The organism is Bacillus sp. ISL-57, assembly GCF_018613135.1.
Lineage (GTDB): Bacteria > Bacillota > Bacilli > Bacillales > DSM-1321 > Peribacillus > Peribacillus frigoritolerans.
Genome location: NZ_JAGGQV010000037.1, coordinates 23227 through 48600 on the forward strand (window position 1 = coordinate 23227; position 25374 = coordinate 48600).

The window sequence follows — 25374 nt, forward strand, 5'->3', positions numbered from 1 at the left end:
TGAGAGACTTTTGGCTGGGAAATCGCCATGACCTGTTAGGTGATTAAATTGATGGAAACCATGTTGGCAATGCTTTCAATCGTTTAAATATGAGGATAGTAGAGAGAATGCACGCAATTCCTCCCTTTTTATTTTTCAAAAATAAATGTTTGGAAGGAGAAATAGTGGATGAGTATGACGAGCCCGTTAAAAGGTGGTCTAGAGATTAACTTTCAGGAAGCGGAGAGGGGATTATCCCCAAGGGAAGCTTTTGAAGAATCGAATCGATGTTTATACTGCTATGATGCCCCATGTATCCAAGCCTGTCCGACCGGAATAGACATTCCCGGTTTTATCAAGAAGATAGCTTCAGGTAATTTTAAAGGGTCGGCCAGGACAATCATGACGGCCAATCCTGTCGGTGCCAGCTGTGCGCGGGTATGTCCGACTGAAGAGTTATGTGAGGGGGCATGTGTCCTGAACCATTCTACAAAGCCGATCATGATCGGCAATCTCCAGCGTTATTCCACAGATTGGGCCATCCAAAATAAACAAGCCCTATTCAAGGCCGGGGAAAAGAATGGCAAAAAAGTTGCCATTGTAGGAAGCGGTCCGGCAGGCTTGTCTGCAGCAAGGGAGTTAGCCTTGCTTGGCTACAGTGTAACCATTTTCGAAGCTGAAAAGAATCCAGGCGGGTTAAATACTTACGGAATTGTATCGTTCCGTTTACCTCAGAGCATTTCTTATTGGGAAGTAGAACAAGTAAAGAGTTTGGATGTTGATATTAAAACGAATACACGGGTCGGAGTGGATGTTTCCGCAAATCAGCTGACTGCCGACCATGATGCGGTCATTTTAGCGATAGGCATGTCCGATGTCCCTAAGCTTGGGATTGAAGGGGAGGATTTGGCTGAAGTTTATGATGCAATCGAGTTCGTAAAGGCAACGAAAACAGGGACAATCACTGATAAATTCATTGGGAAGAAGATGGCGGTGATTGGGGCTGGAAACACGGCGATCGATGCCGCGACCTGCTCTATTCGCCTGGGCGCCGAACAGGTGAGCATTATTTATCGTCGTACCCAAAAGGAAATGACTGCCTATGATTTTGAATATGAGTTTGCCAAACAAGAAGGTGTCGGGTTTCACTGGCTAACTGCCCCTTCCAGGATCCTATCGGATGATAGCGGTCAGGTAACGGGTATCGAGTGCGTAAAAATGGTGCTTAGCGATGCAGGTGAAGATGGCCGGCGCCGTCCAGTCCAAATTACCGGATCAGAGTTCGTCATACCGGTCGATGGCGTCATTCGTGCCATAGGCCAATCCAGGTATGTAGGATTGATTGAACAGTTCGGCATTCAACATGATGATGGCATCGTAACATTGGAGGGTGATTCCTACAGGACATCGAATGAAAAGATCTTTGCGTGCGGTGACGTGATCTTCGGAAAAGGCCAAGGTGAGGCAATGGTTGTATCAGCTGCCCAGCAAGGGAAAAAGACAGCCTATGAAATTGACTCGATTTTGATGGGCGAAGCGGTGGATATTGCTTAAATAACTATGAAAATTAGGAGGCTTATCATGGCTGATTTATCAATTGATCTTGCGGGTATTAAATCTCCCAATCCTTTTTGGCTTGCTTCAGCACCACCTACTAATTCGGGTTATCAAGTTCAGCGTGCATTTGAAGCTGGCTGGGGAGGAGCAGTTTGGAAGACTTTGGGTGAACCCATCCTGAATGTCTCATCACGTTTTGCAGCGGTCAGTTTTAATGGACAAAGAGTTGCCGGGTTCAACAATATAGAATTGATAACGGACCGTCCGCTGGAAGTGAATCTGAAAGAAATATATGAAACGAAGAAGAGGTTCCCTGGTCATGCAATCATTGCATCGGTGATGGTGGAGCCACAACAGGAAAAGTGGCATGAGATCATCAAACGCATAGAAGATGTAGGGGTCGATGGTTACGAGTTGAACTTTGGCTGCCCGCACGGTATGGCAGAGCGTGGGATGGGAGCTGCTTCGGGACAGGTTCCCGAACTGGTTGAAAAGCAAACATACTGGGCGAAGGAAGCTGCATCCAAACCCGTCATCGTCAAGCTTACGCCCAATATAACCGACATTACGGTTACGGCTGAAGCGGCGGTGCGCGGCGGGGCGGATGCAATAAGCATGATCAATACGATCAACAGCTTGGCAGGAGTGGATATCCATTCATGGAATACGATTCCACATGTAGGCGGCAAGGGTGCTCACGGAGGGTATTGCGGTCCCGCTGTGAAGCCGATTGCTTTGAATATGGTGGCAGAGTGTGCAAGGAATAAAATGATCAATGTTCCCATTTCGGGAATTGGAGGCATTTCAAATTGGCAGGATACGGTGGAATTTTTGCTGATGGGTTCGACTGGAGTGCAAATTTGTACGGCTGCCATGCATCACGGTTTTAGAATAGTTGAAGACTTGATCGATGGCCTGTCCAATTATCTTGATGAAAAAGGGATATCCTCCGTGATGGATATTGTCGGTAAGTCCGTACCGCGCTATTCCGACTGGGGGAACTTAGATCTTAATTATAAGGTCGTTGCGCGCATTAATAATGATGTGTGCATTAACTGCAATAAATGCCATATTGCGTGTGAAGATACATCTCATCAATGTATTGATATGTTAAAGGACACGTCAGGCAGCTCATTCTTAAGAGTGCGCGAAGAGGATTGCGTAGGCTGTAATCTTTGCTCGATCGTCTGTCCGGTCGATGGGGCGATCGATATGATCGAATTGACAAATGAATTACCGCCAATGACGTGGAATGAACGCCAATCGTTCCTTGGGGGCATAAGCAGTGAAAGTGTTGATTTCGTAAAATGATGGAGGGGTCGAAATGAAGAAACTCATTAAAAATGGAACGATTGCAACGGCTGCGGATACGTATCAAGCGGATATATTGATTGAAAATGAGAAGATTGCAATGATTGGCAAGGGCCTGACGGCTGAGGGGGCTGAAATCATTGATGCAAAAGGCGCATATATTTTTCCGGGGGGCATTGATCCGCATACCCACCTTGATATGCCGTTTGGCGGGACAACGACAAAGGATGATTATGAAACGGGTACAATCGCTGCTGCGTATGGAGGCACGACAACGATCATCGATTTTTGTCTGACCGAAAAAGGGGTGCCTTTAAAGAAAGCAATTGAAACATGGCATGAAAAGGCCAATGAAAAAGCGGCCATAGACTATGGTTTTCATTTAATGATCAGTGAGATTAATGATGATGTATTGGCTGAGTTGCCAAGTATCATCGATAATGAAGGAATTTCCTCCTTTAAAGTGTTCATGGCTTACAAGAATGTTTTTCAAGCGGATGATGCCACGCTATACCGCACTTTGCTGCAAGCGAAGGAACTTGGCGCACTTGTCATGGTTCATGCTGAAAATGGTGATGTCATCGATTATCTTACAAAGCAGGCGCTTGCTGAAGGTAACACCGATCCAATTTACCATGCACTGACAAGACCGCCGGAGCTTGAAGGGGAAGCAACTGGACGTGCAGCTAAACTGACGGAAATGGCAAATGGCCAGCTCTATGTCGTTCATGTCACCTGTGAAGAGGCGGTTGAAAAGATCACTGAGGCAAGAAATAAAGGGGTGGATATTTGGGGTGAGACTTGTCCGCAATATTTGGTTCTTGACCAGTCATATCTTGAAAAGCCCCATTTTGAAGGATCTAAGTATGTATGGTCCCCGCCGTTAAGGGAGAAGAAAAACCAGGAAGTGCTATGGAATGCTTTGAAAACGGGGCAGCTGCAAACGATCGGCTCCGATCAATGCTCTTTTGATTTTAAGGGACAGAAGGAACTTGGACGTGAAGATTTCACGAAAATACCGAACGGCGGCCCAACGATTGAGGACCGCATGAGCATCCTCTTTTCTGAAGGGGTCATGAAAGAGCGCATTACCTTGAATCAATTCGTCGACATGACCTCTACGCGTGCTGCCAAACTATTTGGATTATTCCCTAAGAAAGGGACGATTGCAGTAGGCTCGGATGCAGATATTGTCATTTTTGACCCGAAAGTTGAAAGATCCATTTCTGTAGATACTCATCACATGGCGGTGGATTATAATGCGTTTGAGGGTATGGAAATTAAGGGTGAACCGGTTTCCGTTTTATCGAGAGGTCAATTCGTCATTAAAGACAAGCAATTTGTAGGCGAAGCTGGAAAAGGGCAATTTTTGAAACGGGCAAAATATAATGCGGCGCTGACGCCGGATACCGGGAAAAAGCTTACAGTCTAAAAACTTCGGTAAGGAATCTTGCAAATTAATTTAGGGGGATTTTTATGAGTGAGAAGAAAGATTATTTAAAGTCTCCCGATTTGCTGCCTATACCCCATAGTGAGAAAAACATAAGTGCAGCCGGATTTGGTTTCATTTGGGTGGGCATGGCTGTAGTATTGGCCGCCTTCGCGATAGGTGGGAACGGTGTTCAAAGTTTGTCCTTAGGCTGGGTCGTTCTTGCAACGGTCATTGCCTGTGTGGTTCTCGGCTTTTTGATGACAATGACAGGGGATATCGGTGTTGAACATGGAATATCATTCCCAGTCTATATGAGGGCGCCGTTCGGTACGATTGGCACCCACATCCCTTCGGTTGTACGCGGTTTTGTAGCGTCATGCTGGTTCGGCCTCAATACTTACTTTGGAGCCACTGCAATGAACGCTATCTTTACCACTCTTTTTGACTTTGATAATTGGTTTATCTGCTTCCTCATTTTTGCCGTTTTACAATTAGTCAACACGGCAATGGGAATAAAGTCGATTGAACGATTCGCCGATTTGGCGGCGCCCGTCATCATTTTAATTTCTGGCTGGATGTATTTCACCCTGTCCGATCAGGCTGTGGCCCAAGGAAGGGAGGTATGGTCCTGGATTGAGAGTCCGGTCACTGGCGGGGCTGCCGCAACGGCCTTCATGGTCGTCATTATGGCAAATATGGGATTTTGGGGCACGTTGACTGCAGATATGCCCACGCTTTCCCGCTATATTAAGGCACCAAAAAATGAAAAAAACTGGTTCAAGCGCAATAAGGGGCAAATAATTGGGAATATTATCACCTATCCCATCACCCAGACGTTCATGGTGATTATCGGAGCGGTTTCTTATATGGCTGTTTCCAATTATGATCCTGTAGTTGCCATACAGGGATCAGCAAGCGGAATTGCCCTCGGCGTCCTTTTGATCATGATCGTATTTGCTCAATGGTCGACGAATACCACGGCCAATGTCGTTCCCGCAGCTACCATTTTCTCCAATGTCTTGGGTCCTAAAATGCCATTTTGGGCGGGAGTCGTTGTAGCCGGGGTTATTGGGATAGTCGTTCAGCCATGGAGCCTGTTTGGCATCATAATAGAAGTTTTATTAATAATAGGTGGAATCCTGGCATCCATTGTCGGCATCCTGGTAGCGGATTACTATTTCCTTCGTAAACGGAGAGTGAATGTACAAGAACTCTATGAAAGTGAAGGCCAGTATAAGTACTTGAATGGAGTGAATTGGGCAGGAATCATTTCTTGGGTGATTGGAGGAATCGGTGCAACGATATTTTCAAATTATTCGTTTATTATCGGTTTCCTTCTCGGCGGTGCAAGTTATTTTATATTAGCTAAATATTGGTGGTTCAAGCGGTATGAACAAGCTGAAATCATCGATCCGAGCGATGAGAAATATTTAGGCATTTCAGTTGGAAGGGATTGGATAATCGGGAAAGGTCCAGAACTTGACGAAGAGATGGTTTTTACGGCTTCGACCGGCAAGGAGAACGTTTGAAAAAGGGGGAATGGAAATGTCCGAATATCAAGAATATCGCTTAGAAAGGGAACAAATCGATTTTTTGCTTGAAAGAGGATATCGAATCACCCGGGTTTCCGAAAGTTTAAGTGGAGCCTTTCTCGATTTTGAACTGATTGAAGGAACGAAGCAGGAATGGAAGCAATTGAACATCAAAACCCCGGAAGGAAGGAAATACTTCTCTACATTGCTTTTAAAAAAAAAATTGAATTGAAATAGTTATGGACCGGGCCTATTCCTCACGAATGGGTCCTTTTTGGTCGAGTTTTTTGTAGAATTTTGACGTTAGATTTTCTGACAAGTGTCTGGAGATTTAAGGGTTGTCCGTTTATAATAGATTTTAAAGCAGTTTTATAAAAGGATGTGGTTGGATGAATACATCGATTACAATCGAGGAAATTCTAACACGCAAGCATTTTAATCTGACGGATATAATTGCGGGCAGCAGTGGGATAAAGCGTCAAGTGAAGTGGGTCCACTGCATGGAGGTCACCCAAATCAGCCATTTGTTAAATGGAAACGAACTGATACTGACTACCGGTTTAGGGTGGAAAGACTGCGATGACACTTTTCTATCCTACTTAAGACAGTTAATAGAATGCGAGGCAGCTGGACTCTGTATAGAGATTGGCGCCAACACGATGGCAGTGCCGCAATGTGCCATCGATCTCGCTAATGAACGGCAATTCCCTATCATCCTATTTCATGAAGAAGTCCCTTTCGTGGAAATCACGCAGGATATACATTCCCTTATCATCAATAAACAATATCAGATGATCTCCAACTTAGAGAACTACTCACAGCAGTTAAATAAAAATCTCCTCGAAATTGACCATTATGAACCAATTCTAAAATTTCTCCACAGCTATTTAAATGTACAGGTTATTCTTATCTTTAATGAAAATGATATAGCCACCATTCCAAAAATTAAGAAAAAAACAACCTATCAAATGGTAGCGGACATATATGAAGAGAAGCGGAAATTGGATAAAACCGTTCTTGGACAGCCGATTCAAGTGCTCGGTGAAAATTATGCTGAACTGCTCATTTGCAGCAACGACAGGGAGTTGACGGATTTTGATTCATTGATTTTGGATCGAACGGCTACCGCATTGGCACAGCATCTATTAAGGGAGTTATATATAGAAGAAAAGAAAATGTCGGAAGAAAGTATATGGCTTACAAATTGGATTGAAGGTGAATATAGTGACGAAGCAATCCGGGAAAGGCTTTCCTATATTGATCCGAAAATGCAGTTGGATGGCGGAATTGTTTGCATTTGCAAACAACACCCAAAGTATAATAAGAATTCCGCAAAATTAGATGGAACCTATTTTAAGATCATGTTCAGAACTGTTTTTGAACAGTACGGCTTTCAGATATTCTCCATGGAAATACATCAGCATCTTGTTTTTATTTTAGGTGATAATCGTTCATCCGAAGATTGGAAATCAAGGGTTACAAGCGCGGTGGATCGAATCATGAAAATGGATGTAAGCGGGCGTAATCGTATGGGGCTGCTTTCCATTGGTTTTGGTAAGCATGTTCAAAGGTTAAGTGAGATTTATAAAAGTTATGAAACGGCCCGTGAGACCTTGCTGCTTCAGGATACGTTACCAGAGGATGACAGGAGCTTCTTTTATCAGGACTTACATATGCATCGCATGATTTCACTCATAAATAAACATGGCAATCTGGAGGAAACGGTATATGAATATTTAGGTCCTGTCATTGAATACGACAAGCAATACAATGGAGAGCTAATGCCTACCCTGAAGACATACCTTGCCTGTAACGGTTCTAAACAGGAAACATCAAAACAATTATTCATTGTCCGGCAAACGTTATATCATAGGCTTGAAAAATTGGAGAAACTGCTAGGTTCTGATTTTATGCGTTCCGATAAGCGTCTGGGCCTTGAATTCATGATTTTTGCATTGGACTTCTTACAATACAGCAGCAGGAAGGTCAGTGGGAAATATGTAGATAAATATATTGGGAGATGAAAAGATAGTAAGACTGAAGGGTGTCCAGGGGACATCCTTTTTTGAATGCAAAAGGGAGGCAGATAACAAGGTTAATGCTGACATCAAAATGGCCTATATAGCTCCTTGATGTCAGCATTCTTTATTAATATTCATCTTTTTTGGAAAGGCAGCGGTCACACTCCAAGAGGTAGGATTCAGCTTGTTCAATGATATGGGTCCCGCATTCTGCACATTGTTTAGGCGGCAGTGTCCTGAAGAATTCCAATGGGTTTTTGGTTTGCATGATGATTCCTCCTTATGATTTGGTTTAATCAGTCTTCGTGTTTGGAAAGGCAGCGGTCACATTCCAAGAGATAGGATTCAGCTTGTTCAATGATATGGGTCCCGCATTCCGAACATTGTTTAGGCGGCAGTGTCCTGAAGAATTCCAGTGGGTTTTTGGTTTGCATGATGGTTCCTCCTTTTTGATTTGGTTTTAATCAGTCTTCGCGTTTGGAAAGGCAGTGGTCACATTCCATCAAGTAAGATTCAGCTTGTTCAGTGATATGGGTTCCGCACTCCGAACATTGTTTAGGCGGCAGTGTCCTGAAGAATTCCAGTGGATTTATAGTTTGCATGATGGTTCCTCCTTTTTGATTCGCTTTAATCAGTCTTCGCGTCTGGAAAGGCAGCGGTCACATTCCATTAAGTAGGATTCAGCATGCTCGATAATATGGTCACCGCACTCAGGGCAATGTTTAGCAGGTATATTGTTAAAAAACTCAATGGATTTTTTCATTTGCATGATGATTTCCTCCTTTTAACATTGGATATATTTTCCTGTCACTTTATTCTTCACGTTTGGAAAGGCAGCGATCGCATTCCATCAGATAGGAATTTGAATGGTCCACATGTGTTTCACCACATTCCGGGCAATGTTTAAATGAATCGATTATGAGTAAATCTGATTGATTTGCTTGCATGTCTCGCTCCCCTTCTTTATAGTACAGTTTTTGATGTTTGTCTGTTGTTATAATACAGTATATACCCGAATTTGGAAAATGTATAGGTATTTTACAGAAAATTTGAAATTTTTTTCAGCCATAGTGTGAAAATCCCATTGGAAAGGGATTTATCATCTGTATATTTTTTTATTTTTCTCCATTGCAAGTAGGAAATGAAGGAAATAATGCTTTTTATAAAACGAAAAAACAATGGGGGAGTGAAGCGGACAAACAATTTTCAATGTGTTGAGTGGGGCATTAATATAACAGATGGGAAACAGGGAGTTGTGTGATTATTGAATGCTTGTTTCACAGTCGATGTAACATAAAAGTGCTTGTTCTAAAATGTCGGCAATATCCAAACGGCGGCGATTATATGTAAGTTCCTGTCTGTATGGTTTTAATACTTCAGTAAAGAGGTAACTTGCTAGTAGAAGTACAATAATGGGGGGTAGCATATGTCGAAAGCGATGATTATCGTCAATCCATCTTCAGGCAAGGAAAAGGCAGGGAAGATTTTGCCGAAAGCGGAAAAGGCACTAGGGGAACTTTTTGATGAGGTATGCGTTCGTAAAACGGAAGGAGAGGGGGATGCGACGGGTTTTGCAAAGGAGGCCTGTGCAGAAAGATTCGATGCTGTCATTTCCATGGGTGGTGATGGAACGGTGAACGAGATAGTGAATGGCTTGGGCGAGCAGCAGCATCGGCCTATCTTCGGGATCATTCCACTAGGAACCATCAATGATTTCGCCAGGTCTTTGGGAATACCACTGAATCCCAATGCAGCCATCGAGATATTTAAGGATATGCATATTAAGGAATCGGATATAGGGAAGATCAATGACCGTTACTTCATGAATGTGTTGGCCGTAGGGGCAATCGCGGAGGCCACCTATAATGTTTCCGTTGAACAAAAAACCCGTCTTGGATCTTTTGCCTATTTCATTGAAGGAGCAAAAGCGATCATTAAAAAGACTCCGTTTCCTTTAACGGTTGTACATGATCACGGGAAGTGGATGGGGGAGGCCCATTTACTAATTGCAACCATGACTAACTCTGTCGGCGGTTTTGAACAACTTGCACCAGAGGCGGAAGTGAATGATGGAAAGCTGCACACATTCATCATTAAGGATTTATCTCTTCCTCTCATCGTCAAGATCATTCCCAGTTTGATCAGGGGGGAGATCATGGGGAATGACGAAGTTGAATATATTAAAACATCCAAGCTCCATTTAACCACGTCAGAGGAACTTGCAGTCAATATCGATGGCGATGAAGGCTTTCTTCTTCCTTTCCAGGCAAATGTACTGCATAAACACATTCGTCTATTCGTCCCTGGAACTAAATGAGTCGTTTAGTCCCCACTTCATTCATCATGTGGGAAAAGCTGATCATGGTTTAGCCGATCAGCTTTTTCTTTGCGGTTGTTCATCGTAAACAATGTAAACTCCTTCGCTTTTGATAAAAGGTATCATTATTCAGAAGGATTCCAGGTTAGAATAGTTAATGCATGATTGACTGGGTATAAATATGTTACGCTTATAGTTATGATTATAGATGAGAGAGGAAGTTTGATGTTTGTATGGAGTTTTTTCTTGTTATATTAGCCCTTCTAATATTGATTGGAGTGTCTAATGTAATTAACCATTTTATACCCTTTATTCCTGTACCATTAATACAAATAGCACTCGGTGTCATATTGGCACTTTTACCCCTGGGTATGCATGTTGAGATGGAGACGGAATTATTTTTGCTATTATTCATCGCCCCCCTATTGTTCAATGATGGCAAAAATGTACCCCGAACAGCACTGTGGAAGTTGAGAGCACCCATTCTGATGCTTGCACTGGGCCTCGTATTCATAACGGTTTGGGCAGGCGGATATTTAATTAATTGGATGATCCCTTCGATACCATTGCCGGCAGCGTTCGCTTTGGCCGCCATTTTGTCACCTACGGATGTAGTGGCAGTAAGCGCTTTGGCGAGTCGGGTCAAATTGCCGAAGAGCATCATGCACCTTCTCGAAGGCGAAGGGCTGATGAATGATGCCTCAGGCTTAGTTGCCTTTAAGTTTGCCGTTGCAGCTACAGTCACTGGTGTTTTCTCCTTAGTCGACGCAACCTTCAGTTTCATATGGATTGCAATTGGTGGGTTTGTAGGTGGGGCGGTAATAGCTTTCATCATTATCAGGCTTCGCGTATTTCTTCGCCGTTTAGGGATGGAAGATGTCACGATGCATATGCTTATCCAAATCCTGACTCCTTTTATTATTTTCCTCGCTGTGGAACATTTCCACCTTTCTGGGATTTTGGCAGTCGTGGCTGGGGGAATTGTCCATGCCATTGAACGAGATCGGGAAATTTCACCAACAGTGGAACTTCAAGTTGTTTCAAAGAGTACATGGTCCGTCATTTTATATGTATTGAATGGTCTTGTATTCGTTTTGCTTGGCTTGCAAATCCCAAGCGTTGCGAAAACGATCTTTCAAGATCCAGCCTTCAATAATGGACAAGTGATCCTTTATATCGTGATCATTACACTTTTCCTTTTCGCTTTACGATTCATTTGGCTTACGGCTGCCTGGTCGATTGGCTGGATGACGAAAAAAGCGGGAGCCCAAAAACCGGACTTCAAAGCGGCCGGGATCATTACCATTTCCGGTGTTCGTGGAGCTGTAACGTTAGCGGGTTCGTTCTCGATTCCATATGTGTTGGCAGATGGAAGTCCTTTTCCTGAGCGTTCGTTAATCATTTTCATTGCAGCAGGTGTCATATTGCTGACACTGATTGTTGCGAGTGTATTCCTGCCAATCGTGGCACATTCGGAAGAAGAGGAAGTGGTGGATAAACAGGCTGACAAAACGAAAGTTGCGGCCATCCACTCACATCAAGCCGCTATTCGGGTGATTGAGTCCCAAATGACAGATGAAAACCGGGAAGCTGCTTTGTCGATCATTTCCAGGTATTGTACCAAGATCAATGAACTGTCCTATGTAGAACAGGAGAAAGAACCGGCTGCATTAAGGGAAGAAGAGAAGGAGCTTCGCTTCAAGGCACTTGAAGCAGAGCAAAGATTCCTGGATAAACTTATTAAGGATGAAAAAGTGGACCGGGAGACGGCGTATATATGCAAGGAATACATCCAGCGTATGGAAGGTGCCGTAACCAATCGATTGAAGTTCCGTTTTTTTAGGTCAGTAACGCTGTTCAGGAGAAGTATGCTGAGGGTTTTAAAATTATTTTTCCCTAATAAAAGTGAAATAAGAAAAATCAATCTTAAGAGATTAGAAAAGGTCAGGGATCTTAAAATCAGGATGTATAAAGCCGCCATCCAAGAGATACAGGCCGGAATTACAGCCGATAATCATAAGACATCCTCGATGATCATAGAAGAGTATAAAGTGTTGATTTTAAAATGCAAACGTGAGAACAGAGGCCGTACCCCTAATAAAATGGCTGAGTATGAAAGAGAACTGTTCTATAAAGCAATCCAGGCAGAACGGGACGAAGTGCAAGATATGTTTGAAAAACGACAAATCTCCCGTGATGTTGCCAACATACTCCGCCAGCAAATCAATTTACGGGAAGCATTGACAATCAATGAAAATACACATTGATTTTACGGAAGGAGCACTGCCGATTTATATTCAGCAGTGCTCCTTCTCGTTTGTGAAGGGAATATCGGACGGGGCATCGAATCATTAATGTATTGAATATTAATGAAAGAGAGTGTGAGTAATGGAAAAGGAAATCGAGACCATAACTTTAACGCCTTATATACCGGAACACCTTCACCAGCTTTCCCAGTTTTATTTACCGAATACACAAACCCCTTTTTCAGCACTGCCGGAAGAGTCACTGAAATATTGCCGGGAAGATTGCGACAGGTACCCTTTCGTAATATTGGCCAATGATATCCCAGTTGGCTTTTTCGTTTTACACATTGGCGAAAACATCACCCCTTTCACCAGCGATAAAAAAGCGATATTGCTCAGGGGATTTCTTGTTGATCAAAAACATCAGGGAAAAGGGATTGCGAAGAAAGCCTTGCAAAGCCTTCCAGAATTCGCAAAAGGGATTTTTCCAAACAAGGATTCGATCATTCTGGCAGTGGACGTCATGAACGTGAATGCAAAAACGCTTTATGCGAAATCGGGGTTTAAGGATACAGGCATTCAGAAGGAAGGCAGAAGCGGGTTGATGGAGATAATGGAATATAGATTGGATATGGGGAACAAGGATATCGAATAAGGGAGGAATAACAAATAAAATTGGCAAGTGGACTTTTCCAAAAGGGGAGGTCTTTTTTTGTCCAATTTGTTACAGGTTTCATTATGTAACCGATGATTTTAGAAGGGCTGCTTTTAATAATGCTGCTGCCTTATGGTACACTTTACTTATTGCAAAATCTTAATCGAGGTGTAGTCCTAATGAAAACAGTCGTAGTCGTAGGTGGAGGCATTACCGGTTTATCAACCATGTATTATTTACAAAAGACAGTTAAAGCGAGGAGTCTCTCCGTACGATTAATATTAATAGAAGGAAATGAGGAACTAGGCGGTAAAATAAGGACTGTGCACGATGGTCCTTTTAAAATTGAAGCGGGTGCCGATTCGATCGTCGCCAGGAAACAGAATATACAGCCATTTCTTAAAGAATTGAACCTGGAGGACCAAGTCGTCTATAACGCGACGGGAAAATCATTCATTCATACAGATGGGATGCTGAAGGGAATCCCCGAAGATGCCCTATTCGGAATACCAATGAGCCTGGAGTCACTGGCCAAAAGTGATCTGGTTTCCGCTCAAGGGAAGGTCGACGCCTTAAAGGATTTCTACACAAAAAATGAGACATTTACGAAGAATGACTCCATCGGTTTATTTCTTGAAAGTTTCTTAGGCAAGGAATTGGTGCAAAAGCAGATATCGCCTGTCCTATCAGGTGTTTACTCAGGAAAATTAAATGAATTGACCATTGCCAAAACACTTCCGGAGATGCTGGATTATAAAAATGAATATGGCAGTATAATTCGAGGTCTATCGGAAAATAAGCAGAAATACAAAAGCAAGGGGAATAAGAAGTTCCTTTCGTTTAAAAATGGCTTGTCAACATTGGTGGAAAGAATAGAGGAAAGCCTCGATATGGTCGAGATATTAAAAGGGGTCAGTGTAGATAAAGTCGAAAAAAATGATGAGTCGTACATCATTTCATTGGCAAACGGTGAAACGCTGGAAACGGACTTTATCGTATTGAGTACACCGCATACAATTGCCCAGAAATTATTGGGGGATCGGGAGTTGGATGAGGACTTCAACGGTTTGATCAATAGTTCGATGATTAGCGTTTATCTAGGATTCGATATCCCGGATAGCATGCTTCCTAAAGACGGGACAGGTTTCATTGCAGGCGATAATAGTGATTTGATCTGTAATGCATGCACCTGGACAAGCCGTAAATGGGAGCATACTTCAGAAGACAGTCAGCTTTTGGTGAGGCTTTTTTATAAAAGCTCTGGTCCGGACTATGAACGATTACAGTCCCTTACAAACCAGGAATTGATCTCCGTGGCTTTACTCGACATTAAGAACAGTCTAAGCATTTCAGGGAATCCAATTACGAGTGAAGTGACGAAATGGCAGGAAAATATGCCGAACTACCATATTAAACATCCTCAAATCGTTCAATCACTGGAGGCGAAAATCTCCGAGAAATATCCGAATGTTTTACTTGCGGGCTGTTCATACAATGGAGTCGGAATCCCTGATTGTATAGCTGATGGGGAAAAGAAAGCGGAAGAGATATGTCTGAAGTTGTAAAAGGGGGACTGCCAGGCGGCAGTCCTTTTTTTAATGAATGCCGGAAATTCCGTTTGAAGTTTCCGGCATTTACTGTATAATGATATTCGTAAAATTAAACTGAAAGTTTACTTATATAAAACTTTATCTACTATGTGTTTACTATAAGTAAACCGATTGAGGGTTATGGAATGCAAATTGGAAAAAAAATAAAGAACCTTCGCTTGAAAAAAGGATTGACCCAGGAAGAATTGGGCGAAAGAACGGATTTAAGCAAAGGATATATTTCGCAGTTGGAAAGGGATCTTAGTTCCCCTTCGATTGAAACTCTTTTCAATATTTTAGAAGTACTCGGCTGCAAGCCGAAACAGTTCTTCGATGATGAGGATCAAGTCCAAAAAGTAGTGTATGAAGAAGATGCACAAACGTTTTTCATCGATGAGGAACGGGGATACCAAATTCAGTGGCTCGTGCCTGAATCGAATGAAAAGGAAATGGAACCTATTCGCCTGACTCTCCAGGAAGAAGGGGAGTTCAAACAATTTGAACCATCCTTGTCGGAAACATTCGGTTATGTATTAAGCGGAAGAGTCATTGTAAAGCTAGGGACACATACGTATTTCGTCAAGGCAGGGGAATCGATTTATTTTCATGCTTCAGATGAACATCAAATCATCAATGATTTTGAAGGTCCGTCCGAGTTATTACTCGTGGTGACGGAATCATACTTATAGAATTCAAAAAAATGCAATCGTTGAAGATTGATGAGTAAGGGAATGGAGAGAGGGTAGAAGCTATGGCAAATGGGAATATAATACGCTTCGATCAGGTTACGAAGCAATTTGATGATGAAACGGTGGTTCTCGATAATGTTAGTTTTGAAATCGAGAGAGGGAAGTTCTATACGCTATTGGGTCCTTCCGGATGTGGGAAGACCACGATCCTTCGTTTGATTGCCGGATTTACGGAAGCTTCCAAAGGTGATATTTACTTTGAAGGGAAAAAGATCAATGATGTGCCAGCCAATAAAAGGCAAGTGAATACGGTATTTCAAGATTATGCACTGTTTCCGCATTTAAATGTGTTTGAAAATGTAGCATTTGGTCTTCGGATCAAAAAAATGAAGAATTCGGAAGTGGAAATCAAGGTGAAGGAAGCCCTCAGCTTTGTTAATTTGGAAGGGTATGAAAAACGGGAGATCAGGGAAATGTCCGGCGGTCAGCGGCAACGGGTAGCGATTGCGAGAGCTATTGTTAATGAACCTGAAGTCATCCTCCTGGATGAACCGCTATCTGCCCTCGATCTGAAATTGCGTACAGAAATGCAATATGAATTGCGGGAGCTGCAACAGAGGTTGGGAATCACGTTTATTTTCGTCACCCATGACCAAGAGGAAGCATTAGCGATGTCAGATGAGATTTTTGTCCTTAACAAAGGGAAAATCCAGCAAAGCGGGACCCCTACGGATATTTATGATGAACCGCTGAATCGATTCGTTGCCGACTTCATCGGTGAGTCCAATATTGTAAAAGGAAAAATGATTGAAGATTACCTCGTGGAATTCGTCGGCAGACAGTTCGAATGTGTTGACCAAGGATTGAACAGTAATGAAGCTGTCGATATTGTCATCCGCCCGGAAGATTTAGAGATCACTTCCATCGATCGCGGAAAACTGCAAGTTCGGGTGGACTCCCAGCTATTTCGCGGTGTTCATTATGAAATCAGCTGTTATGACCATGATGGAAATGAGTGGCTTGTCCAATCAACGAAAAAAGTGGCAGTCGGAGATGAAATAGGTCTTTATTTCGAACCGGAATCGATCCATGTCATGCGATTGGGTGAAACTGAAGAAGAATTCGATAAGCGTCTGGAAGCGTATCATGATGGGGAAAGTCATGAAGAATAAAATATCCCGGAATATTTACTTCATACCCTATGTCTTATGGATTGCTTTATTCGTGATCGCACCCATTTTGTTAATCCTTTACTATTCCTTCTTTGATATTGAAGGCAATTTATCATTGATTAACTATCAAAAGTTCTTTACGCCAGTATATTTAAAAATGACATTAAGCTCATTTTGGTATGCATTCCTGATTACGGGAATATCCCTTATAGTGGCTTACCCGACAGCCTATTTGTTAACGAAAACCAAGCATAAGCAGTTGTGGCTTTTGCTGATTATCGTGCCTTCCTGGATCAATTTACTTTTGAAGGCTTATGCCTTCATTGGAATTTTTGGCACGTATGGTGTGGCGAATGGTTTTCTGGAAGCGATAGGAATCGGAAAGCAGCAGATTCTCTTTACGGATTTCAGCTTCATATTCGTTTCGGTTTATATTTTCATCCCGTTTATGATTTTACCGATATTCAATGCGCTTGATGAAATGAATCCAACCCTTTTGGATGCGGCCAATGACTTGGGAGCGTCCCGATGGATGACATTCCGCCGTGTCATTTTTCCATTGACGTTAGATGGGGTAAAGACGGGATGCCAAGTAGTCTTCATCCCCGCACTTTCATTGTTCATGCTTACAAGATTGATTGCCGGTAACCGAGTCATTACGCTTGGTACGGCTATCGAGCAGCACTTCCTTGTAACACAGGATTGGGGGATGGGTTCCACAATCGCGGTATTTTTGATTATTATAATGTTCCTGATTATGTTTGTAACGGGTAACCGAAAGCAGGGTGTGTAAATTGGGCAATAAATTATCACCAATATCAAAAGCGTTTCTCGTTTTGATTTTTCTCATTCTCTATGCACCGATTTTCTTTTTAGTCTTTTACTCTTTTAACAGCGGTGGAACGATGTATGACTTTAAAGGGTTCACGATGGAGTGGTACAAGGAGCTGTTCCAAGATACGAGGCTGTTGATCATTGTATTGAATACACTTGTGATAGCTTTATTATCTGCACTGATCGCAACGATCGTCGGGGTGATAGGGGCAATTGGAATTCGCTCCTTTACGAGCAGAAAAGCTAAGAATACGGTATTGTCATTGAATAATGTATTGATTGTCAGTCCCGATGTGATCATCGGCGCTTCCTTCCTGATTTTATTCACAATGGCCGGGATCAAGCTTGGATTCTACTCGGTACTGTTGTCACATATCGCCTTCAGTATCCCGATCGTTGTGCTGCTGGTCCTTCCGAAACTTCAGGAAATGAGCCCCACTTTAATCGATGCGGCCCGGGATTTAGGGGCAAGCCGGTGGGATGTATTGACGAAGGTCATCCTTCCATACATCTTGCCAGGTATCTTTGCTGGTTTTTTTATGGCATTGACTTATTCACTTGATGATTTTGCGGTAACGTTCTTTGTGACCGGTAATGGTTTCTCCACTCTTTCCGTGGAAATCTATTCATTGGCCCGCCGTGGAATTTCATTGAATATCAATGCACTATCGACACTGCTGTTCGTCGTGACACTGCTGTTGGTTGTCGTCTATTACTTTATAACTCAACGTGTTAGGCAAACGGGAATGGGGGGGAAACGATGAAAAGGATTCTCCAAATGTTTTTGCTCATTTCCCTCGTATCCGCTTTGCTGCTATATGCGATTTCAAAATTGAATTCAGCGCAGGGATTTACGAGCAGCAATACGCTTACCATCTATAATTGGGGCGATTACATCGATACGGATCTAATCGAACGTTTTGAAGAAGAAACAGGTATAAAGGTCATTTATGAGACATTCGATTCGAATGAGGCCATGATGACTAAAATCGAACAGGGCGGTACGACTTATGATATTGCCATTCCGTCTGAGTATATGATCGATAAGATGAGGCAAGAAGACTTGCTGGTTCCCTTGGATCATTCCAAGCTTCCGAATTTGAAAAATATCGATGAGCGATTCATCGATCTGCCATTCGATCCGGAGAATAAATATTCCGTCCCGTACTTCTGGGGAACCGTTGGAATTGTTTACAATTCCAAGATGCTCGGTGGCAAAGAAATAACGGCATGGGCGGATTTATGGGATAAAGATTTAAAAAATGAAATCCTTTTGACGGATGGCGCTAGAGAAGTGATGGGCATGGGACTGAACTCTTTGAATTATTCATTGAATGATACAGATGAAGAACACCTTCAAGAGGCAAAATCCAAACTTGATGCCCTCACCCCGAATATTAAAGCAATAGTGGGGGACGAAAGCCGCATGCTATTGGAAGCCCAGGAAGCGGCGATTGGCCTTGTTTGGTCGGGAGTTGCTTCTGAAATCATGGCTGAAAATGAAGATCTCGAATACGTTGTTCCAAAAGAGGGGTCCAATCTATGGTTTGATAATATGGTCATCCCGAAAACAACGAAAAATGTCGATGCGGCCCACCAGTTCATCAACTTCATGCTGGACCCGAAAGTTGCGGCTCAGAATGCTGAATATGTAAGTTACTCGACACCTAATAAAGAAGCACTTAAATATATGCCTGAAGAAGTGGTGAAGGATGAACGTTTCTATCCATCACCTGAACTGACGAAGAAACTGGAAGTGTATGAAAACCTTGGGAAGAAAAACTTGGCCCGTTACAATGAACTCTTCCTTGAATTCAAGATGCATCGTAAATAACAAAATAAATAAAGCATGGTGTAGGAATTCCCTCCGTACACCATGCTTTTTCGTTTGCTCGAAACTCACGAGTAAAGGCCGAATTACACTCTGTTACCTATAAATCAAAAGTTGATATAACGGTATAATACCGTTTTTTGTAATGAACAACCAAAACTTTAAAGTAAATCTGTAACAGAATGAAATACTCTAAAATATCTGTAGGGATATAAGTATGTTAGTATAATGATTGAGTTAGTGCATATTGAAGGTTGTGTTAAAATCTTAAGGATTAATTAATATTTACAAGCTATCATAATAGAAAACTTAAGGGAGATTATTCATGAAACTATTAAAAAGCACGAAGGCATATATTTGGGCAGGGAGCATTTTAATCATTGCCGGGATCATGGCATTTGCGATGATTTCGTCCATGGATAAGACAATTGCGAGTATCGATGGCAAGAAAATCAATGAGGATGAGCTGTATGACGCGCTTGTTGCGGGATACGGAGCAGATACTTTAGACCTGTTAATTACGAATAAATTGGTTGAATTGGAAGCGGAAAAAGCAGGAATCAAAATTAAGGATGAAGAAATCCAGAAAGAAATCGATGTTATGGTTGAGTCCTATGGTGATGAAAAGTCGTTAAAAGAACAATTGGAAGCAAGCGGTTCTTCAATGGATGCTTTAAAAAAGGACATCGTGGTTTACCTGCAAACGAAGAAACTGGTCGAACCGAGAATTACCATAACGGACGATGAAATCAGTACGTATTTTGAAGATAATAAAGATACATTTGCTCAACCGGAACAAGTGGAAGCTAGCCATATTCTGGTCGAAGACGAAAAAACGGCTAAAAAGGTTGCGAAAGAACTTGCAGCAGGCGGTGATTTCGCTAAGTTGGCAGCTGAATATTCCACTGATACTGAAACGGCGGATAAAGGTGGAAGCCTAGGGTATTTTGGGAAAGGCAATATGGTGCAAGAGTTTGAAGATGTTGCTTTTGATCTTGATATAAATAAAGTCAGTGATCCAGTCAAAACCGAATATGGGTACCATATCATAAAAGTGACCGGTAAGAAGGAAGCGAAAAAAGCTAATTTAGAAGACAGTAAAGAAATAATTAAAGAAACGCTTCTTTCTGAAAGATTACAAGAGGAATATCCAGTTTGGTTAGCCGAAGTGAAAAAAGACCATGATATAACGAATAAATTGGAGGACTCTAAATAAGGTTATCAAGTGAAGGATATATGAAAAAAGGGTTCTGGTGTACCTTTCATCGAATGATGTTCCAAATCCAATTGGCCCAAAGCAACACATTCAACTCCATAGGTATGGTTCTGTAAATTTTATACAGAGTTGATTGGAGCGGAAGGTACGAGACTCCTGCGTGAAATGCGCGTCTAGGGGAGACCCCGCAGGCGAAAGCCGAGGAGGCTCCCCGACCGCCCGCGGAAAGCGAGTGCCTGGAGCGGAAATCAACATCCAAATTGTACAAGCCATAAAAATAGACAAACTCGATTTTCATTGAGTTTGTCTACAGTCTGAGCTGAGGCATAATGCCTCAGCTTTTTTATATATTAGAAGTTGGATGAGATGGATTTTTGATTGGATAGTCCTGATTTTTTAACGATTTCATCACTCTCTTTTTCATTATTGGATTTCAATGATTGTGCTGGCGTTTCTTTTAGCTGTTTACCGGCAACGACCACTTTTGAACTGATGTCTTTCAATTCACTTGTTGCGTCCTTCGCTGTACCAAGGGCATCAGTGGAGATATCCTTTACTTCAGATACTTTACCCACCACGTCTTCATTGACAGTTTCATATAGTGTTTCAACGTCATTGATTGCCTCTTTAATCGTCTCCGTTGCCCCTTTGACTCCTGATACCATCTGTTCCTTCATTTCGCCGGGATTTTCCTTGACCTGTTCAATCATATTCATGGAGTTGTCTTTTAAAAGGATGGCAGATCGCTTTACTTTATTTCTCGTGTTGGAGTCGAGCAAGGTCAATGCACCGCCGACAAGCCCCCCGATTAGAATGCCTTTTAAAAGTTTGCTATTCGTTTGAGTCTCGATAGTTGTTTGAGTCATTTATATTTCCTCCTTTAGAATAGTAGATTGTTTGCTTACTTTGGGTTTTCCCTTATTTACCATAAGTTAAACTGGAAATAATAAACTGTCATGGGATTGACATAATAAATAAAACAATAGTACTCTACATATAGTTAAATGACTGAACTACTTTTTATGGAGGTGCAACCATGACTAATGAAAAAGTTACTGGATTGATTGATCGATATATGAGGGTTTCCTTCTATGTCAATAAAATGGGGGAGCTATTAATAAAAGATCAGATTTGTGATGTGCTGACGAATGAACAATACTATACTTTACGGTTCATTCAACAACAGGGTTTGTGTACATCGACGGAAATCAGTGATGCCTTTTATATTAATAAGAGTGCCGTCACGTCCAACATCAACAGGCTGGAAGGCAAAGGATTGATAGAAAGGGAACAGGACCTGGTTGACCGCAGGGTCTTTCACTTGAAGCTTTCCAAAGTGGGGGAAGCGTTGTTGCAGGAAACGGAAAATAAGATTCATAAATTGGTAGAGAGCATCATGACGAAATTCGATTATGAAGAGATTGTCAGATTCCTTGATACATATGAGAAGCTTTCACAAATTTTTATTCAAATGAAGAATGAGGAATGGGAGGAAATATAATGAGGGGGATCATAAAGGGAAGATGGCTGGTCATTATCGCTTGGGTTGCCATTACGGCAGGTTTATTGTTTGCGGCACCGAATATGGCGGACCTTGTCCGGAATAAGGGACAGCTGGATGTACCGGCAGAGTACTCCTCTGGGATGGCCAATGAGCTAATGAGAGAGATCCAGGATAAAGATGAGTCACAAGTGGCCCTCGTATTTCATGGTGATAAGAAGCTGTCTTCCCCGGAATTGAAAGAGATCAAGGTAGCGATCCAAAACCTTGAAAAGAATAAGGCAGAGCTTGGCATCAAAGAGGTCATGACCCATTTTAAAGAGCCCTCGCTAAAAGGTCAGTTGGTCTCGGAGAATGAATCAACGGTTTTGACATCCATCACGATGGTCAAGGGCGACCGGGAAGCTAAGGAAGTGATCGATGCCCTTTATAAAGAGTTGGAACAAGTGGATGTCGAGCATTATTATACAAGCAGTTGGATGATCGATGAAGATCTTAATGCGAATTCCCAAGAGGGGCTGAAGAAAACTGAAGGCATCACGGTTGTCTTCATTCTGGCTGTGTTGCTGATAGTCTTCCGTTCAGTGGTGGCACCGATCATTCCGTTGGTAACGGTAGGTTTCACTTATTTATGTTGCCAATCCATCGTCTCATTCCTGGTGGATAAATGGGACTTTCCGATTTCGTCTTACACCCAAATATTCCTGGTTGGTATTTTATTTGGAATCGGAACTGATTATTGCATCCTGCTTCTTAGTCGTTTCAAGGAGGAGCTATCATCTCGGGAGTCCTTGCCTGAAGCCATCGTGGAGACATACCGAACCGCCGGTAAGACTGTCTTCTTCAGCGGTCTGACTGTAATGATTGGCTTTGCGGCAATTGGTTTTTCTACTTTTAAGCTCTATCAATCTGCGGCGGCCGTTGCCATAGGTGTTTTCATATTAATGATCGCCCTATATACGATCGTCCCATTTTTCATGGCGGTTCTTGGCAAGAAGCTATTCTGGCCGGCGAAAGGGAAACTTGCGCATAGTGAAAGTAAACTATGGGGAACTCTTGGCAACTTCTCCTTGAACCGCCCATTATTGGCGCTTATGATTGTCGCAATCGTCTGTGTTCCCTTTTTGTTTATGTATGATGGGAAGATTTCTTATAACTCCCTTGAAGAAGCGGGTGAAGATGTTCCTTCCATCATGGCATTTAATATCATTTCCGATGAATTCGGCCCGGGACAATCGATGCCAACTCAGATTGTCATAAAGAATGACGAACGCATGGATTCGGAGGAATATGTCGCACTTGCTGAAAAAATCAGCCAGGAAATTGTCAAGGTGGATCAAGTTGAAATAGTTCGATCCATGACACGCCCGACAGGTGAACCCATTAAGGACTTATTTGTCTCCAATCAAGCCGAAACCTTGGAAAAGGGAATCGGGGAAGGAAATGAAGGCATTAAACAAATCAGCGATGGATTGAAAACGGCAGGCAGTGAGCTATCCGATTCAGGACCGCGATTGAAGCAAGCGACGGACGGAATAGGGGGGCTCATATCCGGGACCAATGAATTAAAGAGCGGCGTAGGTCAGGTGGAGAAGGCGTTAACAAGCATTGAAGCAGGCATTCGTGATGGGTCTTCAGGAACCGGGGACATAAAAAACGGATTGAATGAGGTCAAGGCAAACTTGGATAAGCTCGCCGCCGGAAGCGGACAGCTTCTCGAAGGCTATAAACAATCAGCTAATGGGTTAAGTGAGCTCACAGGTCAATATAAAGAAATTCAAACTAACCTTACGGGTGTATCACAAAGCCTTGCCGGTTTAAATCCTTCCTTTGAGCAAATGGAAGCCACTCATCCAGAATTACAGGCTGATCAGTCCTATCAAACGATCAAGCAAACAGTGCAAGGGGCACAGGGTGGCTTGGAGCCCATGGCAGCAGGCCTTTCAGAGCTCAATACGAATCTTGGTTCAGTGTCCGGCGGTTTGAATACGGCGAATGAAAATATGGCAGAAATCGTAAAGGGTCAAAATTCTCTTGGGGAGGGCCTGAACCAATTGATTTCAGGCGTTGACAATTTACAAAAGGGTCTAAGCACCATGGCTAATGGTCAGGGGGAAGTCATAAATAATCTGTCAGGTTTTAAAGGGGGCCTTACTAGCTTAAGTAATGGGCAGCAAGAACTCCTGAATGGTTTTTCAAGACTCGGCGGTCAGCTTACTGATTTGACTGAGGGCTTAAATGAAAGTGCGGATGGTCTGAATGAAGTCCATGATGGACTATCGTCCGCACAGGGTTATTTATCAGGGCTGGCAAAAACGGATAAAACGGTAACAGGCATGTACATTCCCAAAGAAGTAGTGGAAAGCGAAGAATTCGGGGGAAGCATTGAACGCGTATTTATCCGAAGATGGTAAAACCATGACCATGGATGTGGTGTTCAAGGCGAATCCTTATTCCAATGAAGCAATCGAGCAAATCGATTCGATTGAGGCAACCGTTGAAAGAGTAACGAAAGATACAAAGCTTGAAAACGCGCAAGTGGCGATAGGGGGAATCACAAGTACACATCATGACTTGGGCCTGATGTCTGGGGAGGATTTCTCAAGGACGGTCGTTTTGATGCTGTCGGGTATTGCAATCATTCTCTTTTTCATGCTGCGATCCTTGATCATGCCTGTCTATTTGATTGTGTCGCTCGTTTTGACTTATTATACAGCGGCAGCCATTACAGAGTTGATTTTTGTTAATATTCTCGGGTATGCCGGCATCGGCTGGGCAGTTCCTTTCTTTGCCTTCGTCATCTTGATTGCTCTTGGCATTGACTATAGCATTTTCTTGATGGATCGCTTTAACGAGTGGAAGGATAAGCCGGTCAAGGAAGCGATGTTACTGTCCATGAGAAAAATGGGAACGGTGATCATCTCGGCGGCTGTCATTCTGGGCGGAACCTTTGCTGCCATGATGCCAGCAGGAGTTTTATCGCTCTTGGAAATAGCCACTTTAATATTGGTGGGGCTTGCTTTATATGCATTTGTCATCTTGCCATTATTTATTCCGGTGATGGTTGCAACGTTTGGAAATGCGAATTGGTGGCCGTTTTTGAAAAATAAGGAATAAAATGGACTATAAAATAAAGAAGGGCTCCATTCCGAAACCCTTTTTGAATGATCATAAGATGGGAAATGGATTTAAAAGCTCGCCCGGTGGAGGAAGAATTGCAATCATAAGTTCCATCATACACATAATCAGGCGTACTGGTTTTGTAAACTGCATCTGCAACACAGGTTTTTCAACTTTCTCAATCGGTGTTACTCTCGTCTACAACACAAATCTGTTACGGTCTGCTGGTGCATGAAACGAATGTGTGGAATCAATAAATACATGCTTGCACTCATTCGTTAATGAAACTTTTAGTTAAAAGGGGATTGAAAAGCGTTTCAATAAAAGTTTCAGAAAGACTGTTGGCACATGGAGTTCTGTCTAATTACTAAA

The 25374-nt window shown here is 42.6% G+C and carries 25 protein-coding genes; 19 read left to right on the forward strand and 6 right to left on the reverse strand.

The annotated features are described in order from the left end of the window. Window positions 1-174 precede the first annotated feature (174 nt). From J7I90_RS26165 to J7I90_RS26190, 6 genes are all read left to right on the forward strand, one after another. Window positions 175-1533 (forward strand): NAD(P)-dependent oxidoreductase, encoded by a 1359-nt coding sequence (locus J7I90_RS26165; RefSeq protein ID WP_396020120.1) that lies wholly within the window; start codon window positions 175-177, stop codon window positions 1531-1533. A gap of 27 nt (window positions 1534-1560) precedes the next feature. Continuing rightward, window positions 1561-2847: an NAD-dependent dihydropyrimidine dehydrogenase subunit PreA gene (gene preA, locus J7I90_RS26170; protein WP_214774703.1), complete on the forward strand. Its 1287-nt coding sequence runs from the start codon at window positions 1561-1563 to the stop codon at window positions 2845-2847. 13 nt (window positions 2848-2860) lie between these two features. After that, on the forward strand, window positions 2861-4279 hold the full coding sequence (gene hydA / locus J7I90_RS26175) for a dihydropyrimidinase (RefSeq protein ID WP_214774705.1): 1419 nt from the start codon (window positions 2861-2863) through the stop codon (window positions 4277-4279). A 44-nt stretch (window positions 4280-4323) separates the two neighbouring features. Continuing rightward, complete coding sequence (locus J7I90_RS26180; RefSeq protein ID WP_214774707.1) at window positions 4324-5808, forward strand: NCS1 family transporter; 1485 nt, start codon at window positions 4324-4326, stop codon at window positions 5806-5808. A gap of 16 nt (window positions 5809-5824) precedes the next feature. Then, window positions 5825-6043, forward strand: a complete 219-nt coding sequence (locus J7I90_RS26185; RefSeq protein ID WP_214774709.1) for a hypothetical protein — start codon at window positions 5825-5827, stop codon at window positions 6041-6043. A 157-nt stretch (window positions 6044-6200) separates the two neighbouring features. After that, a complete protein-coding gene (locus tag J7I90_RS26190) occupies window positions 6201-7835 on the forward strand; it encodes a PucR family transcriptional regulator (RefSeq protein WP_214774711.1) in 1635 nt (544 codons plus the stop codon). A 124-nt stretch (window positions 7836-7959) separates the two neighbouring features. Here J7I90_RS26190 and yhfH (J7I90_RS26195) read toward each other — a convergent pair whose 3' ends face one another. From yhfH (J7I90_RS26195) to yhfH (J7I90_RS27910), 5 genes are read right to left on the reverse strand one after another with little or no spacing between them, the layout of a single operon-like run. Then, on the reverse strand, window positions 7960-8100 hold the full coding sequence (yhfH, locus tag J7I90_RS26195; RefSeq protein ID WP_082352252.1) for a protein YhfH: 141 nt from the start codon (window positions 8098-8100) through the stop codon (window positions 7960-7962). Between the two features lie 28 nt (window positions 8101-8128). Next, window positions 8129-8266, reverse strand: a complete 138-nt coding sequence (yhfH, locus tag J7I90_RS26200) for a protein YhfH (RefSeq protein ID WP_082201097.1) — start codon at window positions 8264-8266, stop codon at window positions 8129-8131. Window positions 8267-8296: 30 nt separating this feature from the next. Then, complete coding sequence (gene yhfH, locus J7I90_RS26205; protein WP_076372630.1) at window positions 8297-8434, reverse strand: protein YhfH; 138 nt, start codon at window positions 8432-8434, stop codon at window positions 8297-8299. Window positions 8435-8463: 29 nt separating this feature from the next. Beyond that, window positions 8464-8601 (reverse strand): protein YhfH, encoded by a 138-nt coding sequence (gene yhfH / locus J7I90_RS26210; protein ID WP_082162914.1) that lies wholly within the window; start codon window positions 8599-8601, stop codon window positions 8464-8466. A 43-nt stretch (window positions 8602-8644) separates the two neighbouring features. Further along, window positions 8645-8779 carry a protein YhfH gene (gene yhfH / locus J7I90_RS27910; protein WP_258249957.1) on the reverse strand — a complete coding sequence of 45 codons (135 nt, stop codon included), beginning with the start codon at window positions 8777-8779 and terminating at the stop codon, window positions 8645-8647. A gap of 479 nt (window positions 8780-9258) precedes the next feature. On the opposite strand from yhfH (J7I90_RS27910), the gene J7I90_RS26215 reads away from it, so the two are divergent. The 10 genes from J7I90_RS26215 (at window position 9259) to J7I90_RS26260 (ending at window position 20381) form a co-directional block, all read left to right on the forward strand. After that, window positions 9259-10149, forward strand: coding sequence for a diacylglycerol/lipid kinase family protein (locus tag J7I90_RS26215; RefSeq protein ID WP_214774713.1), 891 nt, complete (start codon window positions 9259-9261; stop codon window positions 10147-10149). A gap of 233 nt (window positions 10150-10382) precedes the next feature. Further along, window positions 10383-12416 (forward strand): Na+/H+ antiporter, encoded by a 2034-nt coding sequence (locus tag J7I90_RS26220; RefSeq protein ID WP_214774715.1) that lies wholly within the window; start codon window positions 10383-10385, stop codon window positions 12414-12416. 121 nt (window positions 12417-12537) lie between these two features. Beyond that, a complete protein-coding gene (locus J7I90_RS26225) occupies window positions 12538-13050 on the forward strand; it encodes a GNAT family N-acetyltransferase (RefSeq protein ID WP_214774717.1) in 513 nt (170 codons plus the stop codon). 179 nt (window positions 13051-13229) lie between these two features. Continuing rightward, complete coding sequence (locus J7I90_RS26230) at window positions 13230-14615, forward strand: protoporphyrinogen oxidase (protein WP_214774719.1); 1386 nt, start codon at window positions 13230-13232, stop codon at window positions 14613-14615. A gap of 170 nt (window positions 14616-14785) precedes the next feature. Continuing rightward, window positions 14786-15328 (forward strand): helix-turn-helix domain-containing protein, encoded by a 543-nt coding sequence (locus tag J7I90_RS26235; RefSeq protein ID WP_214774721.1) that lies wholly within the window; start codon window positions 14786-14788, stop codon window positions 15326-15328. Window positions 15329-15390: 62 nt separating this feature from the next. Further along, window positions 15391-16500, forward strand: coding sequence for an ABC transporter ATP-binding protein (locus J7I90_RS26240; RefSeq protein WP_214774723.1), 1110 nt, complete (start codon window positions 15391-15393; stop codon window positions 16498-16500). Next, window positions 16490-17293: an ABC transporter permease gene (locus J7I90_RS26245; protein ID WP_134784274.1), complete on the forward strand. Its 804-nt coding sequence runs from the start codon at window positions 16490-16492 to the stop codon at window positions 17291-17293. Before J7I90_RS26240 ends, J7I90_RS26245 begins: the two co-directional genes overlap by 11 nt. A 1-nt stretch (window position 17294) precedes the next feature. Further along, window positions 17295-18098, forward strand: a complete 804-nt coding sequence (locus J7I90_RS26250) for an ABC transporter permease (RefSeq protein WP_214774725.1) — start codon at window positions 17295-17297, stop codon at window positions 18096-18098. Beyond that, window positions 18095-19168 (forward strand): ABC transporter substrate-binding protein, encoded by a 1074-nt coding sequence (locus J7I90_RS26255; protein WP_214774727.1) that lies wholly within the window; start codon window positions 18095-18097, stop codon window positions 19166-19168. Before J7I90_RS26250 ends, J7I90_RS26255 begins: the two co-directional genes overlap by 4 nt. Window positions 19169-19490: 322 nt before the next feature. After that, window positions 19491-20381 (forward strand): peptidylprolyl isomerase, encoded by an 891-nt coding sequence (locus J7I90_RS26260; RefSeq protein ID WP_214774729.1) that lies wholly within the window; start codon window positions 19491-19493, stop codon window positions 20379-20381. Between the two features lie 350 nt (window positions 20382-20731). Here J7I90_RS26260 and J7I90_RS26265 read toward each other — a convergent pair whose 3' ends face one another. Then, the gene (locus J7I90_RS26265; RefSeq protein ID WP_214774731.1) at window positions 20732-21247 is read right to left on the reverse strand and encodes a YtxH domain-containing protein; all 516 of its coding nucleotides are present in this window, start codon (window positions 21245-21247) and stop codon (window positions 20732-20734) included. A gap of 170 nt (window positions 21248-21417) precedes the next feature. Here J7I90_RS26265 and J7I90_RS26270 point away from each other — a divergent pair, with 170 nt between their 5' ends. From J7I90_RS26270 to J7I90_RS28310, 3 genes are read left to right on the forward strand one after another with little or no spacing between them, the layout of a single operon-like run. Then, window positions 21418-21882 carry a MarR family winged helix-turn-helix transcriptional regulator gene (locus J7I90_RS26270; protein ID WP_214774732.1) on the forward strand — a complete coding sequence of 155 codons (465 nt, stop codon included), beginning with the start codon at window positions 21418-21420 and terminating at the stop codon, window positions 21880-21882. Beyond that, entirely contained in the window at window positions 21882-24296 is a 2415-nt protein-coding gene (locus J7I90_RS26275; RefSeq protein WP_483861570.1) for an MMPL family transporter, read from the forward strand. Before J7I90_RS26270 ends, J7I90_RS26275 begins: the two co-directional genes overlap by 1 nt. Beyond that, on the forward strand, window positions 24268-24999 hold the full coding sequence (locus tag J7I90_RS28310) for an MMPL family transporter (RefSeq protein ID WP_483861571.1): 732 nt from the start codon (window positions 24268-24270) through the stop codon (window positions 24997-24999). Before J7I90_RS26275 ends, J7I90_RS28310 begins: the two co-directional genes overlap by 29 nt. The last annotated feature ends 375 nt before the right edge of the window (window positions 25000-25374 follow it).